The sequence below is a fragment of the Helicobacter cetorum MIT 00-7128 genome (genome assembly GCF_000259255.1).
GTDB classification, from domain to species: domain Bacteria; phylum Campylobacterota; class Campylobacteria; order Campylobacterales; family Helicobacteraceae; genus Helicobacter; species Helicobacter cetorum_B.
The window spans coordinates 1783123-1797721 of record NC_017737.1 but is presented as its reverse complement, the minus strand read 5'-3'; the positions used below and the strand labels follow the sequence as shown (position 1 = coordinate 1797721).

Annotated in this window: 7 protein-coding genes; all 7 read right to left on the bottom strand. The window is 33.4% G+C overall.

Annotated elements, in window-relative coordinates; genetic code table 11:
* Window position 1: 1 nt before the first annotated feature.
* Window positions 2–757: a hypothetical protein gene (locus tag HCW_RS08220; protein ID WP_014661749.1), complete on the bottom strand. Its 756-nt coding sequence runs from the start codon at window positions 755–757 to the stop codon at window positions 2–4.
* Window positions 757–963 (bottom strand): hypothetical protein, encoded by a 207-nt coding sequence (locus HCW_RS08215; RefSeq protein WP_014661008.1) that lies wholly within the window; start codon window positions 961–963, stop codon window positions 757–759. The genes HCW_RS08220 and HCW_RS08215 overlap by 1 nt, the downstream gene beginning before the upstream one ends.
* 12 nt (window positions 964–975) lie before the next feature.
* Window positions 976–1152, bottom strand: coding sequence for a hypothetical protein (locus HCW_RS09495; RefSeq protein WP_155802237.1), 177 nt, complete (start codon window positions 1150–1152; stop codon window positions 976–978).
* Window positions 1149–1430, bottom strand: coding sequence for a hypothetical protein (locus tag HCW_RS08210; protein WP_014661009.1), 282 nt, complete (start codon window positions 1428–1430; stop codon window positions 1149–1151). Before HCW_RS08210 ends, HCW_RS09495 begins: the two co-directional genes overlap by 4 nt.
* 19 nt (window positions 1431–1449) lie before the next feature.
* The gene (locus tag HCW_RS08205) at window positions 1450–1896 is read right to left on the bottom strand and encodes a hypothetical protein (RefSeq protein ID WP_014661010.1); all 447 of its coding nucleotides are present in this window, start codon (window positions 1894–1896) and stop codon (window positions 1450–1452) included.
* A 9-nt stretch (window positions 1897–1905) separates the two neighbouring features.
* Complete coding sequence (locus HCW_RS08200) at window positions 1906–2424, bottom strand: hypothetical protein (protein WP_014661011.1); 519 nt, start codon at window positions 2422–2424, stop codon at window positions 1906–1908.
* Window positions 2425–2543: 119 nt separating this feature from the next.
* Window positions 2544–14567 (bottom strand): SNF2-related protein, encoded by a 12024-nt coding sequence (locus tag HCW_RS08195; protein ID WP_419470993.1) that lies wholly within the window; start codon window positions 14565–14567, stop codon window positions 2544–2546.
* Window positions 14568–14599 lie beyond the last annotated feature (32 nt).

The following is a 14599-nucleotide window of genomic DNA, read 5'->3' as shown; positions in this document are numbered from 1 at the left end:
CTTACCCCTTAATCTCATCAAGGCTCAACATTTCCATTTGAATTAAAAAGTTTTGTTGCTCTTGGTATTGGTGTTCTTGCAAGATTTCCTTGTAGTTATCAATGTCATTGTAAAAATACTCTTCACCTAGCTCTCGTTTTTCATAGTGATAGAAAATTTTTCTCATAGAGTGCATAAGCCTTTGTAGAATAACAAGCATTTTGGAAATGCTATCAAAGGCATTTTCCTTTTCAAAATACACTTCTACAAAGAGCTTAGGGTCTGTATAGTTTTTATAGCTCTCTAATTCCTCTCTAAAGCGTTTGTTAAAATCATCTTTCTCTAATTCTTTCTCTAGTCCAATAAGCGTTTCAATGCGATGTTTGTTAGACAAGTCGCTGTCTTTACCTAGCAATACATCAAAGACAAATGAAATAGTTTTTTCATTCTTGTGGGTCATAGTCTCAAGAACTAGCTCAACGATATTGCCCTCTTTAATAAGTTTTTCTCGCATGTTTTCACTCATAGGACAATCTATTTTTTTAACTTTTTGGATATTTAATTCGCCTTTTTTCTTTAAAGCGTATTCCACAGGGTGCATTCCATGAATGCTACTATCTTGCCCTATGGATTTAGGGGTTAGCAAAATACAATCGCTAGTTGTAACAAATCCATCATAAACGATATATTTAGTCCAATAGTATGTCTCATCAGCCCACCATTCTCTAGCCCATTTGCCGTTGTCGGCAAAGATAACTTCTTTGATACTCTCTTTCATTACCTTAACTCCTTAATTGATTTTTGTTCTAAAATTTCTAATCTCTTTTTGCACTCACTTACATCATCAAGCAAACTTTCTAATAGTTCGCTATGTCTATTTATAAAATTTTCTTGAGATTGCTTGGTGCAATTTAAGGCTTTATACAAGTAGATAGAATTAACAATATAAAGCCCTAAGAATAGAAAAAATCCTAATTCAAACATTGTTTTAACTCCTTATCCATTTTGGTTCTTTTTAAGCCCACAATATTCGCAATAGTTTTCAAATTCATCAAAAGTGTTCTTAAGATTGTCCCACTCACTTTTAAGTTCCTTGAAATCCCTATTTAAAAAGTGCAAATCAACGATAGATTTGATTACAAAGAGTATGTAAAAGAAAATTATCCAATTCATCTTGTTAGCCCTTGCAAACATAAATGCTTTTCTAATTTCATATTATGTTCCATTAAGAGCCAAAAAAACTCATAGGTAATCGTGTAAGTCTTACCTAAGCTTTCAAAGTCTTGTTTTAGTTTTTGATTAGGCTTAGTATCTTTCTTGTCTAGTAAGAGTTTCATAATAGAGCAAAGCGAATGATTAAAACTCTCTTGCTCTTCCTTATTGAATGTTTTTAATAGGTTTTCAAGTTCGCACTGAAACCTAAAATTTATAACACATTGATTTTGTTTCATTATTACCCCTTAATTCAATTTAGCTATGCACTACTTCTATTAAATATTCAGAAGTCTTGAGAATGACTTCTCTATTTTGTTCTGTAGCAATCCTTTTATACAGATTTTCAAATTTATGTCTTATTCTGTATTTTGGAGATAATTCAATAGGGCGTTTTGTTTCTAGGTCTTGTTTAAAATTTTCTATAAAATCTGTATTTTTAAATGTTTTTAGAATGGCAGGGGATAAAATATTATATACCAAATGCGTAAAATCTACATCTTGTAGTTCTACTCTACACCACCCTGATTTGCGCCATTTGTTATTTTCAATAACAAATCTAATGCCAAAAAGAAAATTGTATTGAAATAGTATCTTATTGAAAAGATAGAAATCTCTCTTAGTTTCTAGTTGATTAGGTATTATCAAGTTGGCAAACTTGTCTTTAGTTTTTATTTGTTTGTATGTTTCTAGTAGCTTTTGCATTCTTAGTCCTTAAAAAATATCATCGTAGTCTTCAAGGGGTATCAATGGAGTGGTGCTAGTTAAAAATAAGCCACCATCTATTCCAACTAAATAATTTGTCGTATCCATAATGATTTGAGCGTTATTGCCATCTGCTAAAATTTCTTCGCAAAGCTTACTCAATACTTCTGTTAAGTCCCTTTTTCTCAATTCACTAAACTCTAATAGAGAATTTTCTTGCTTGGCTTTAGTAAAGGAACTTAAAAAATCCTTTTCATCTTTTAAAGTTTGACAAATAGCTTTTTCAAGTAATGTAAAAATTAAATGATTGAAATCAATTTTTTCTAAGGGAACTAAAAGCTGTTTATATGGCTCTAATTTAGAAAATATATTCCTGCTAAACTCCGCCATTAACGAGTGTTTGGAAAACATAATTTTAGTTATTATGCCTTTATTTAAGATTTCTTCATTGACTTCAGGGGGTCTTTGATAATTGGGGCGTTTCCAAATTGGAGGGTATTTTTCTAAAAATTCATATTTTTTTATCATCTTTTACTCCTATTTAAATTTTGCTAAGCGTTTCACTAGCTTGACTACTCGCATAACAAGGCGTAAATCACGCCATTTAATGCCATTTAAAAAGCTAAAGAGTTTGTTAGAGTTCTTTCTCATCTTCTGCCCCTTGTTTTGGTGTTTTCTACTTCTTCTTCATTTTCGTAGTAATCAACATTATTTGTGGTTGCAACTTCCTTAGAAGAGATAATTTCAGTGCCTTTTTCTATTTCTTCCCCAATCTCTTGTTTTATAGTTGGCTCTATTTCATCATGGCTCTTTGTGTTCCCCTTAATTCCTTGCTCTTTATTGCTGTTTTCAATTTCGGTCATTGCCTTACTCTCACTCTCTAAACTCGCTTTCTTTTCAGCCTCCATTCTTTCTAAGATTTCTTTAGATTTAGGGTTAAACACTGGCTTATACTCTCTGTCTTTACCCATTTTGGCTAAATCATCTATTAAGGTTCTATGGTCTAGTTTTAAAGCTTGTAAGTATTCTAAGCGTGGATATTCTTCTTTTTGCTCCACTAATCTAGTGTATTTGGTAACATTTTCTTGTATCCATGAAAAATCATTTTGTTTTTCTTTGATTTTTTCAGGTAATTTAGCAATCGCATTATCTAGCCTTCTTAAAAAGCCATCAAATTTAATATCCTTGCAGAAATTATAAGAAGTGTCAAGCACACTGATAGTTTCGTTTTCGTTTATGAAAGTCAAATTTCTAGGATTACTAGGGCTATAGACAACTTCTAAATTATCTTTAGGGCTTAAAGTAAATTCTACTTCATATTTAGATTTGTAAGCATTCACTACAAATCCCCTATACTCTAAGACTTTAAAATTTTCTTCTTCATTGTAAAACAAGGTATCCATGTTTTTAGCGAATTGCTTTTTGATTTCATCTAACACAATCTTGTTTTGTTCGCCAACCTTCTTGTTTTGTTCTTTAAGTTTCTTGTGTTCTAATTCTTCGCTCATTGTGGCATTTTCCTTTAAAGGCTCTACAACTTTCGCCTTAATAAGCTCATAGTCTTTGCTAGTTTCATTTTTTAAATCATAGAGTTTAATTTCTACATTGTTCCCCTTATTTTCTTTAGCCTTATCTATGGCTAGTAAAATCTCTAGTTCCTTGTTAAGATAATCTAATTTAGAAGTGTTGTTCTTCAAGTTTTCTTCGTTGAAGTAATGCTCTTTATTAAAGGCTTTGTATTTTGCCTCTTCGCTCTTAATAATTTGTCTAAGCTTGACTTCTTCAATGATTAAGGGATTACCAGTAGCCTCTGCTTTCATCTCACTCGCATTGCTACTTCCCATATTAAAGTCTTCTAATTCATTTAAGCCTAATTTATGGGCATTCCTAAATTGCTCTATGCCTTTAGATTTGGTCTCTATGATTTGCCACATTCTACTATCATAAGTTTTTTCAGTCGCATAGCGATAGATTTTCATGCTAAAGTTTTCAGGGTCTGCTTGATGTAAGAGATTACCTTGTCTAATCCCACGCCCCTCCATTTGCAACAACTCATCTGGTCGCCACGGACAATCTAATTCATGCATAGCCACTAATCTTTCTTGCACATTAGTGCCTACGCCCATTTTAGCTGGACTGCCTAGTAAAACCCTAACTTCGCCACGATTAACTCGTTTAAACAAATCTTGCTTTTGTTCTTCGCTTTTTGCATCATGGATAAAGGCGATTTCATTTTGGGGGATACCCATTTTGACTAAGTGCCTTAACACATCACTATAGACATCAAACTTACAATTCTTGGCTAGTTCTTCATCTAAATCAACACTCTTAGCCTTTTTCTCATCAAGCTCGTTTTCTAACTCTTTCTTGCTAGGAGTTATAAGTTTGCCATTTTCATCGTATTGCGAAAGGCTTTCTAGCAATTCTTGGGTTTCATCTATAGCTTTTTTGTTTTCTAGTTCGTTAGTGTTTTCTAAGAGATTAAGATACTTCTCATAATCCTTAGTATTCTCGCTTATGTCATGCAAGAGTTCATTTTCAAAATCATCTATGGAGTTTTCTTCTCTATACTCATTCAAACTCATTTCAAGGGGGAAAGTTCCAGCTTTAATTTGTTTGATATTGTCTAGGTGCATTTTAATGAAGTCATTTACAAAGTTGCTCTCTAAGTTAACCCCACTCCCATATCTATCACTAAATTGCTTTTGAATTTTTTCTTTAATCTCATTTAACGCTCCCAAAGAATAATCTACTTCTTCTAGACTCACTTTTTGAGAATGCACTTTAGGGGTAGATAGCCCTATAAAGCCAAGCTGTGTGCCTTTGACTTCATTAGTTTCTATATAGTTTTGATAGATATTTTCTGCCATAGCATAGCTTTTAGAAAACTCTTTTTCTACTTTAGCGCTTGGGTCAATCAATCTGTAATCTAAAGCCACTTTTCGTGCGTCTGTAGTGCATGAAAGGATATTGTCTTCGCCTTTTTTGTTTTTCTTGCCCTCGCATTTTTGCATTCTATCAATGATTGAGCCTTCGTTGTATTTGCCATTCTCATCAGCAATACCGATATATTGTGCGACTTCTTCACTTCTTGGCACAACCACATTGATAGGTTTTCCTCCATAAACCTTTGGCACAAAGTTAGGGTTATGCTTTAAAATATCATCGTTAGAGACAATATCAGCAAAAGCTCTATACATCGTGCTTAAACCTTGCACATCGCTAAACTTAGAAAAGCGGTTCACCATTTTGTAGCTTTGAGCTGAAGTGTCTAATTCAAAATCACTCACCACTTCCCCATAAGTCTTAGCCCAGTCATCAAAGTAATCTAATCCCCTTTCTTTTAAAATCTCAGGGGTTAAATAGCGTTGCAAGTGATACATTTCACTTAAGGAGTTAGCAATCGGTGTGCCTGTTAAAAACATCATCTTTTTATTGTTTTTATGCAAGTAGCGAGTTTTAATAAATAAGTCTCTAGCACGATTACTTCCTTGTTGATTACCAAGCCCTGCAATTTTTTCCATAGAAGTTTCAAAGGCTAGGTTTTTAAACAAATGCGCCTCATCAACAATTAAGTTGTCAATCCCCATTTGGCTAATATCAATGTGAGAGCCTTGCTTTTCTAAAATCTTGTCGTATTTATCATTGATTTTGTCTAGCTTGTTTTTATGTGCTTTTTCATTAGGTTTTTTAAACTCTTTCTTATTGGCTAAGTATTGTTTTTCTAGTCTTCTAAAGTTTTCTTCAGCTTTATTTAATTCTTCCTCCCTTAATTCTTCTACAATTTCTCTAGGATTAGACAATAATTCTAAATGACTATGAGCGATAATCACAGCGTCATAATTGTTATTAGCAATTTGGTTGTATAAAAGCTCTCTTTCATTTTCTGTAATGTCTTTACTATCTACCACTAAGACATTCGCATTAGGATAGGCTCTATAAAACTCATCGCCCCATTGTTTAGTCAAATGGTTTGGCACAGCAATGAGAGTTTTATTGACTAGCCCCATGCGTTTTTGCTCCATACAACTTGCAATGGCACACAAGGTCTTACCAGCGCCAACTTGGTGGTCTAAACACACCGCTCTATCTTGGATAGTTCTAAACACCGCATTCTTTTGGTGGGGTCTTAAAGTAATGTTAGAATTAAAGCCCTCTAATTCTAAATGCGTGCCATCATAGGTTTTTAAAACGGAGTTATTAAAAGTGTCATTATAGATTTGTTCTAAATGCGTTCGGCGCTCATAATCTTTGTAAATCCAGTCTTGAAAGGCTTCTTTTAATTCTTCTGCCTTACTTCTAGCAACATTGCTTAATTCTTCATCGGTTACTTGAATGGTCTTTTTAGGCTCTGTAGGATGGGGCTTCTCGTATTTAACACTCAAATCCTTATTGTTTAAGACTTTAGCTAATAGATGACTAAAAGGCACTTTATAATAAGAAGTATGGACTTTATCTCTTATGCCAAAGAGTTCATCTAATCCATTATTAAAACCATTTACTACTACTCTAAAAGTCCCTTGAAAATGATAGATGTTAATGTCTTTTTTTATGTTTTCTATTTGAGCGTCATTCATTTTGTAGCCATATTGCTTTTCATAATGATTGCTTGCTAATTCAACTAAAAACTCTTCTAAATATTTGGTAGGTATCCAAGGACTATTGATATTAGCCATAATCTCAGTAGCCTTTAAATCTTTAGGGATAATGCGTTCTAGGTCTTTTAAATTATTCTCTAGCCCTTCAACACCCCTTTCTATTGCCTCTTTGACTTCCTTTAATTGCTTTTTGACATTACCGCTTAGATAGTCATTGGCTAGAATGTAATCACCATTATCGCTATGGTCTTTATAGATAAGCTTTTGCTCTAATAACTCGTTTATGGTGGCCTCTAAGCTTTGGGTTTTAAAATTATCTCTTATGAAATGCAAGTCTAGTCTGCCCTTTTGATTTAGACTTGCTATCAAAGCCTCTTTAGCATTAGTGATAGAAAATTCTTTTTTAGGGTTTAAAGTCCTTTCAAAAAAGATTTGAGCCTTTTTAGCACTTGGTTTTCTTGGGGAAATGTTTTGAGCTTTGGCAGACTTAAGAGTGATTTCTTTTTCAAAGTCTTTTTCTAGTCCTAAGACTTTTGCCCCATACAAATCTTGTCTAATGTCTTTGCGGTTTTTATTTTCATTGAGATAGCCAAATTTTTTGACAAACCCCTCATAAACAGCATTGAGTTTAGCTCTCTTATTTTCTAGCTCTAAATCAGAACTTAGGGGGTTTAATTCGGCATTCGTTAAATCATTTAAAGCAACTTTTAATTTCAAATACTCAACAATCCTTTTTTCTTGGGTTTTGCCAGCAATTTTAGTTGGGGCTAAAAAAATAGCGTTTTCATTGTTTTGTTCTAGTTTGTAATAGCGATTATCAAATTTGACTAATTCGCCTACTTCTAAATCTTTGATGAGCCTTGAGACTTCTTTATAGCGTTCATCGTTTCTATCAATAATAAGAGCGTTAGTTTTTATGGTTTTCTTGTGGTATTGATAGACATTCTTAGGCAAGTTTTTAATGATTTTACTAATGGCGTTAGATAAATCTAAGTCTTTATTTTCTAAAACTTGTAACTCGTATTTGTAAATCCGTTTGCCATTAACTTCTTCACTATAGCGAGTTTTTTCTAAACTGAGATTACCTAGAATGTTTTGTGGGTGGTTAGTAAAGTATTCATTTAAGGTTTGTTCGTTTAAATCAATCTTATTTTCGCCAACTTTATCAATGAAATCTTTTATAGTTTGGTAGTCTTCTTCGCTATATCCAAAAGTAGAAGTGTCAATATTATAAAAGTCGCTCTGTTCGTTTTGTGGTTTTAAATTGAAATAATTAGCAAGAATATTGATAATATTTAGTTTGGCTCTATCAACCAAATTATCAAGCTTATTTTCTTGTAAAATTTCTATAGCTTTTGCATGGTAATTGTTTAAAGCTTTAATCAAATCTTCATAATAAAGCTTAGAGTGAGTGAAATCTTGATTGATTTCACTATTCACGCCCTTTTTAAAAAACACAATATCGCTTGTTACTTCTGCCCCTGTGCCTTTAAACACGCTATTAGGTAATCTTATCGCTCCTAAAAAGGTGGCTTGCTTGGCGATGTGTTCTCTCATTTTAGAATTTTTAGCGTCTAAAAACCAAGAACTCACCACAAACGCCCCTATACCATCCTCTTTTAATTCCTTGATAGCTTTGCCTAAGAAGTAATTATGGATACTTGCCCCACTTAATTCCATGTCATTAGAGCTATAAATTTTATGCTGTCCATAAGGGGGGTTACCGATAAAGGCATCATAATCTTGGTAAAAATCATAGTTTTGTAAGGCTTTGTTTTCTATTCTCTGATTAGGATAGAGAAATTGAGAAATCCCAGCACTAATGGGGTCTAATTCTGTGCCTACAAAGTGGTAGTTTTTATCACTTGGGGCATAAGCTAAAAACTTGCCTGTCCCACAGCTAGGTTCAAAGATTTCTTTTTTATTGTCATCATTATTAAACCCTAATTGCTCTAAACCTGCATAAATGCTATCAATGACTAATTTAGGAGTATAGTAAGCGTCTCTTGTGCTTAACAAGGCTTTTTCAAATTCTTGTTTAGTCAAAAGAGTTTTTAATTCTTGGTGTTCTTTAGGATTTTCTTGTTTAAAGTAGCTCTCAAGTCCGCCCCAACCACTAAACTGAGCTAAAATTTCTTTCTCTTCTTTAGTGGCATAGTAGTGCAAATCAGAGTTAATGTCCTGTAAGGCTTTTTCTCTAATTTGCAATTCTTTTAATAACTCAATGGCTTTGATGTTTGCCTTATAACGACTGACTTTTCCATTAATCAAAATTTCTTCGTTAGGTTTAAAATCAAGCTTAGGATTTTCTTGGACTTGTTGTGGAGTTTGCTCTTCTTTAGCATTTTCTGTGGCTTGTGGCTCTGTGCCATTTTTTTGCGTAATAGTTTCTTGAAACACTGCATTAAGCAATTCATTCTCGTTTTTAAAATTAGGAATTTCAGGGGGAGCTGGGTTGTAATTTTTAAGCAAACTCTCAAAAAGTGGAGTAGTTTGTAATCGGCTAGTTTGTGAGAGTTCTTGTGCGTTTGGCTCTTGTATAAAATTAGAGATTTCTTGGTTGCTATTTTCTGCAATAGGCTCTATAGTCTGTAGTTCTTGTGCGTTTGTCTTTGATGATAAAACTTCTGCGTTGGCAGAAAAGATAGCCTCACTTAGATTGACATAAGAGCTTAAATCTAATTCTTCATTAAAAAGGCGCTTAACATCTTTTAGTGTGTTTTCTGTTGTTCTAGGACCGATAACTAAATTATCGTATCTATCAGTGTTTTTTCTTAGATTGGCAATCTCTTTAGAAATGCTATTTTCAGTCAGTATAATCGTATCTTTCTTTTTAATATTCTCATAGACTTTTTGCTTAATTTCAGCTTTTAAGAGAATGTCATAAAATTCGCTTATTATCCCATAGTAATAACTACCACTATCAAGCTTTTCTTTTATATCCAAATAGAGTGGGTTCTCTAATGGTGAAAAAATAAAAGGGGTTTTCAAAGCCTCTTTTTTATCTAAAGTTGAAATGGTTTTATCATAGATAAGTCTTTGCTCATGTTCTTTTTGCATTTGAATGACTTCTTGCAAAAGCATTTTTTCATTATCGCTAAATTCAATATCTTTGAAATCTTGCTTTTTAAGATAAAAAGGCAAATCTTGCACTTTTGCTACAATTCTTGTATATCTCGCACTTTCAAGCCCATCTAAATCACTTAAACTTTCTTGCATAATATAAAAAAGTTCTTCTAACTTATTATCAGTATCTATTTTGAGACTATCTACTAATTCCTTTTTTTCTATGCTTTGAATTAAGAGTTCTAGCTTTTCACTCATGGTATAAAGTCTAAGATTAGAGATTTCTTGCTCATTTTGTTTTTCTAGGATAGGCTCTTGCTCTTGTGTTTTTTGAGAGCTTTCTAAATCTTTTAAAGTTCCCTCTAAAAGATTTTCAAATAAACCTATCACTTCTTTAGAGCTTATTTTCTCGCCCCATTCATCAATAAAAGTTTTAGTAGTAGGGTTTTCTAAGAGTTGTTTGCCTAAATGATGAGCGCTTAAAGTAGGGTTGGTTGAGATAGCTTGTATGAGCCTCTCTCTAAAATTAGGCTCACTCGCTATAGTGTTGTTTTTAATGCTGTGGAGTAAGCCTTGTAGGTTGTCTAAATTTGCCTGAAGTCTTGTTTTTTTATCCCTGCTTTCTCTAGCACTTTCCAATCCTCTTTCCACGCTTGGCTCTCTGTAATTCTGCTTATTAGTAGATAGTGATACTGATTGATTTGAGCCTCTTTGAGTAGCTCCATATCTGTCATCCCTTGCGCTCTCTTGATTTGAGATTGCATGCTGTCTAGGACTTCTAGTTCCATCTTGGTTTGATTCTCTATCGCTGTTGATATGCTCCCTAGAACTTCGTTCTCCATTGATTTCATCGTTTGTGGGAAATAATGCACCCATCTCTCTAGGATTAGATAGGCGTAGTAATCCAAGTCCCTCTTCTCTGTCATCTGCTCCATGAGATACCATATCGTTGCGTTGACCTGATTGACTAGGTTCTTGTTGCGATAAGGGTGGTGTTCTTCTCTCATCTTGGGATAAATCCCTCTCTTCTCTGCCTCCAACATCATTTTGATGTCCGCTTGTTTCTTCTCTTCTTTCAGTCTCATTTCCTCCTGTGCTGGTTCTATGACCATTTCTAGCCAAGTGGTCATTCTCCACATGCTGTCTAGGGGGTGTTCCCCTGGAAACAAGTCTTGGGTCGCTAGACTGAAGAATTCTTTCGCTTGTTGTTTCTCTAGGCTCATTATGTAGGGCAAGGTCTTTGTTTTGAATGTTTTGTTTGGGTATCTTCTCTTGAATGCGTTCGCCCATTTCCTTTTGAGTGCGTTCTTGCGTCTCTCTGGGTATCCGTATGGTATGTAAGTCTCTATGAACTTCTGCTCCATCTCGCTCAATCCTTGCATCATTGTTGTTTGCATTTTGCTCTCCTAAATTTTGTTGTTCTAATTCTAAACTAGCATTACTTAAACTTGGATTATTATTATCATTATTTTCAGTAATACTATTGTTAATAGATTGATTAGGCTCTATTGTATTATCAATAGTTTTATTATCCATAAGGCTATTTTCACTAATTAAATCCCCCACAATAACGCTAAGGCTTTGTGTGATTAAGGCATTAAATTCCTTGTTGTTATAGTAGAGATTTTCAAAATCCATACTCATATCTTTTTTAAAGTCATTTAACACCATCTCAGTAATGTCTATATTTCTCTTAAAGGTGTTGATAATGGCGTTATTAGATACAATGGCATTAAGCTTTTGATTAAACTCTTCTTTTAGAGTTTCTTTGTTTGGCTCATTGTTAATTAAATCTTGTAGTTGCTCTAAGGGGGTTTTACTAGCTTTGAATGGCTGGTTTAATGGATTATTTAAATCTATTAAATCTATGCCAAACTCTTTGTGAAACTTAGCACAAAACTCTCTCATAAGCGTTTCTAGTTTGTCTAGTTTAGTTTCTAGGCTCTGATGATACGCTCCATTCAAACGCACCGCATTTTTAAACTCATAGTATTCTTGCATAGTAGGAATGGTTATGATGTCTTTTGGGGTAGCTGGGTTGAGATTATCAGCCCCCATTACATCAAAATTGATTTCATAGAAATGATTTAAAAAAGGATTGTTTAAAGCACTTGCTTTTGCCTTTAGGGGTCTAAGTGAGCTTTCATCTCTTAAAGTATTTCTGTCTATTAAAAGGCTATTAAAATTACGCTTGCAAATATCAATATCCCATAACAAATCTTCTAAATTTTTAACAAACTCATTGCTTGTAGAAGGTGTGCCTAATTCCTTAGCTAGAAACTCTTTCATAGCACCATTAGGTTGATTGAGTATAGAAAGGCTATCTCTAGTTTGCAAGTTTTCTAAGCTTTGGTTGTAATGCTCTTTGAGTTTAGAAATCTCTTGGCGTTTTTTCTCTTGCTCTAGTAGGTTATTTTTAGCGTTTTGAATGCCTTTAGCCATTTGAGTGAGCTTAAACTCGCTTAAATTCTCTGGGTTCTCAAACATTTCCTTATAGAGATTATCCGCTTGAGTTTTGTAATCAACGCTGTAAAATTCTTTTTCTACTTGGTCTAATTCTTCAATAGCTGTTTTAATCTCATTTATCATAGGATTTGGGGGAGTAGAAAGCGTATTTTCTTGTGGGGTAGTGTTTTCAATAGGTCTGTTTAACTCTTGGGATAATTGGTAATTTTCTCTTACTTTTTCTTGGACACTATAAGCAATATCCATAAGCGTGTCATTAGGATTGATTTCATTATCAACAAACTGATTGATAGTTTCATTAGGAAATAAATCTAAAACATTATCAAAAACCTCAAATTCGGTGTTCGCTATTACATAAGGCTCTTTTTGAGCGTGATTTAATTCTAAAAATCTTAAATCTTTAGTATTTTTATCTATCTTTTCTAAGGCATTTGCGACTTTGTTTAACATGCTTTCTACATGTTCTAAAGACATGTTTTCATTCTTGATGTAGTGTTCAAGGGTTTTTTTAATAATGCCAACCATTCTGTCTTCTAAATCAGAAAGTCTTATATAGTTAAAGTCTTGGGTAGTTTGATAAAGGCTTGTTTGATAAACAAAAGGCATTACATTGTAACCTTCTGTTGAGTATTTATAAGGTTTATTTTGTTGGTAAGTTTCTTTTGCCTTTTGTAATTCTTGCTTACTAATCCCAAAAATCTCTAAATCACTAAAAAGACTTTGAGTAGATAGGGTTGGGTTGGGATTGTTTTGTTCTTTGAGAGTATTCTCAATAGAATGGTTAGTATGGTTTAACTCTGCATTATTTAGAGTATCATTATTCAATCCTAAGGTGTTTTCATTGGCATTTTCAAATGCTTGATAAAGGTCAAACTCCCTTAAATCTTCAAGGGTTTTTTGAATTTCTAGCTGGGCTAAAACGCTTTCTAAATGCCCTAAAGACAAGTCTTTGTTTGAAACATAGAGCATAAAGGCATTATCTAAAAGTTGTAGAATTTCTGCGCCATTATCTTTAGGGGCGTTGTTGTATAAAGTAGAGTTAATACTAAGTTTGATGAGTTCGCTTTGGTATTTTTCTTTCATTTGAGAAAACTTAAATCCTAAAGGATATTTTGCCTCTATCTCTTCATCACTCCTAGCAAAAAGCATAGCGTTTTGCTCTGCTTTTAAGTTTTTATAATCACTAAAAGTAGGGTTATTTTCTGTAGCATAGCGCTCTTTTAAATCTTGTAAGGCTTTTAAGTCAATAAAGTATGTTTCTAAAAGAGTTTGTTCTTTTGTTCTAGAATTTTCAAGGTCATTATTTTTGCTCTCCTTAGCTTGAATGATTGTTTCATTCAAGCTGATAAAATCATTGTAACGCTCTTTGTAAGCTTTTTCAAAATTGTCTATATCTCTTAGAATGTCTTCAAACGGCTTAATCTCTCTTTCTTTGATATTCCATTTGTCCCATTGACTACGCCCTTTGACATAAACCTTTTGATAGTATTCTTGTAACTCCATTTTAGCCTTAGATACTTCTTCTAAGCTTAGAAGTTTGCGTGGCGTTTTTCCATAAAAATCTTTCATCAATGAATAATCTAAATCATCTTGCATAGTCTCTTGTTCTTCTTTAGTCCAGCCTAAGATATGATTATTATGAGAGATAAACTCTTCAATTCTAGTGGCATTTTCAATGCTAAGGTTATTTTCTTTAGCAATAGAATTTCGTAGCAATTTGTATATTTTCCAAGAGAAACTAGGATAGGGTTCATGTTTATCTAGCCACGCACCATAACGAGTTGTTCTAGCATTATCTTCAATATTTCTTACAAAATCTTGCACTTTTTGAGCTAATTCAAATTCTAATGTTTTAATAGGGGTGTTAGGATTTTGAGTAGAGAGAATAGTATTAGAAGTGCTGGGTTCTAATATATCATTACTCATAGCATTGTCATTACCTTGAGTTTCAAAGGGCAATTTGTTACAGAGCTTAAAATACTCTTTGCTAGACATAGGGGGGACTATCTCTTTTACTAATTCATAATTGCTTGTTCTTTCTACTTCTGTGTAAACATCAGCAATATGGTCGTATTCTTTGGTGATTTCATTGCCATTTTCTAAGACTTTCTTGTGTGTTTCATAGTGGTGGGTTAGCTCTACTTCTAAACCTTGTTCTTTTAAATCTTCTAAGCTGTTTGTATAGGTTAGTCTTTCAGTTTCTTTGTCATTAAGTGCTTGATTAGTTTTTGTATCAATAAGCTTGTAGTTTTTAGTTACACGCTTTTTAAACCCCTCATTATTGATTTCATAATAGCGTGAGCTGTCTTTTACTTCACCATTAGCAAAGAAACTAACCTCTTCTGTGCTATTGTCATCATATTGGCGTTGTTCAGAGCTTAGATACTCCGCCCATTCAATAGGGTTTCTGTTAATCATGCTTAGCGTGTTGCTTTTAAACTTCACTTGATAATTAAGTGGCTCTTGTTCTTTGGTTTTATCTAATTCAGTCGTTGGTTCTAGTGGTGTAGGGTTTTTGCTTTTAATCTCATTATCAACTATCTCTTTATGAGTGCTAGTAGGGATAATATCGC

Coding starts and splice junctions, on each gene's coding strand:
- HCW_RS08210 (WP_014661009.1), bottom strand. CDS start 1,430: ATGAAACAAAATCAATGTGTTATAAATTTTAGGTTTCAGTGCGAACTT.
- HCW_RS09495 (WP_155802237.1), bottom strand. CDS start 1,152: ATGAATTGGATAATTTTCTTTTACATACTCTTTGTAATCAAATCTATC.
- HCW_RS08205 (WP_014661010.1), bottom strand. CDS start 1,896: ATGCAAAAGCTACTAGAAACATACAAACAAATAAAAACTAAAGACAAG.
- HCW_RS08220 (WP_014661749.1), bottom strand. CDS start 757: ATGAAAGAGAGTATCAAAGAAGTTATCTTTGCCGACAACGGCAAATGG.
- HCW_RS08215 (WP_014661008.1), bottom strand. CDS start 963: ATGTTTGAATTAGGATTTTTTCTATTCTTAGGGCTTTATATTGTTAAT.
- HCW_RS08200 (WP_014661011.1), bottom strand. CDS start 2,424: ATGATAAAAAAATATGAATTTTTAGAAAAATACCCTCCAATTTGGAAA.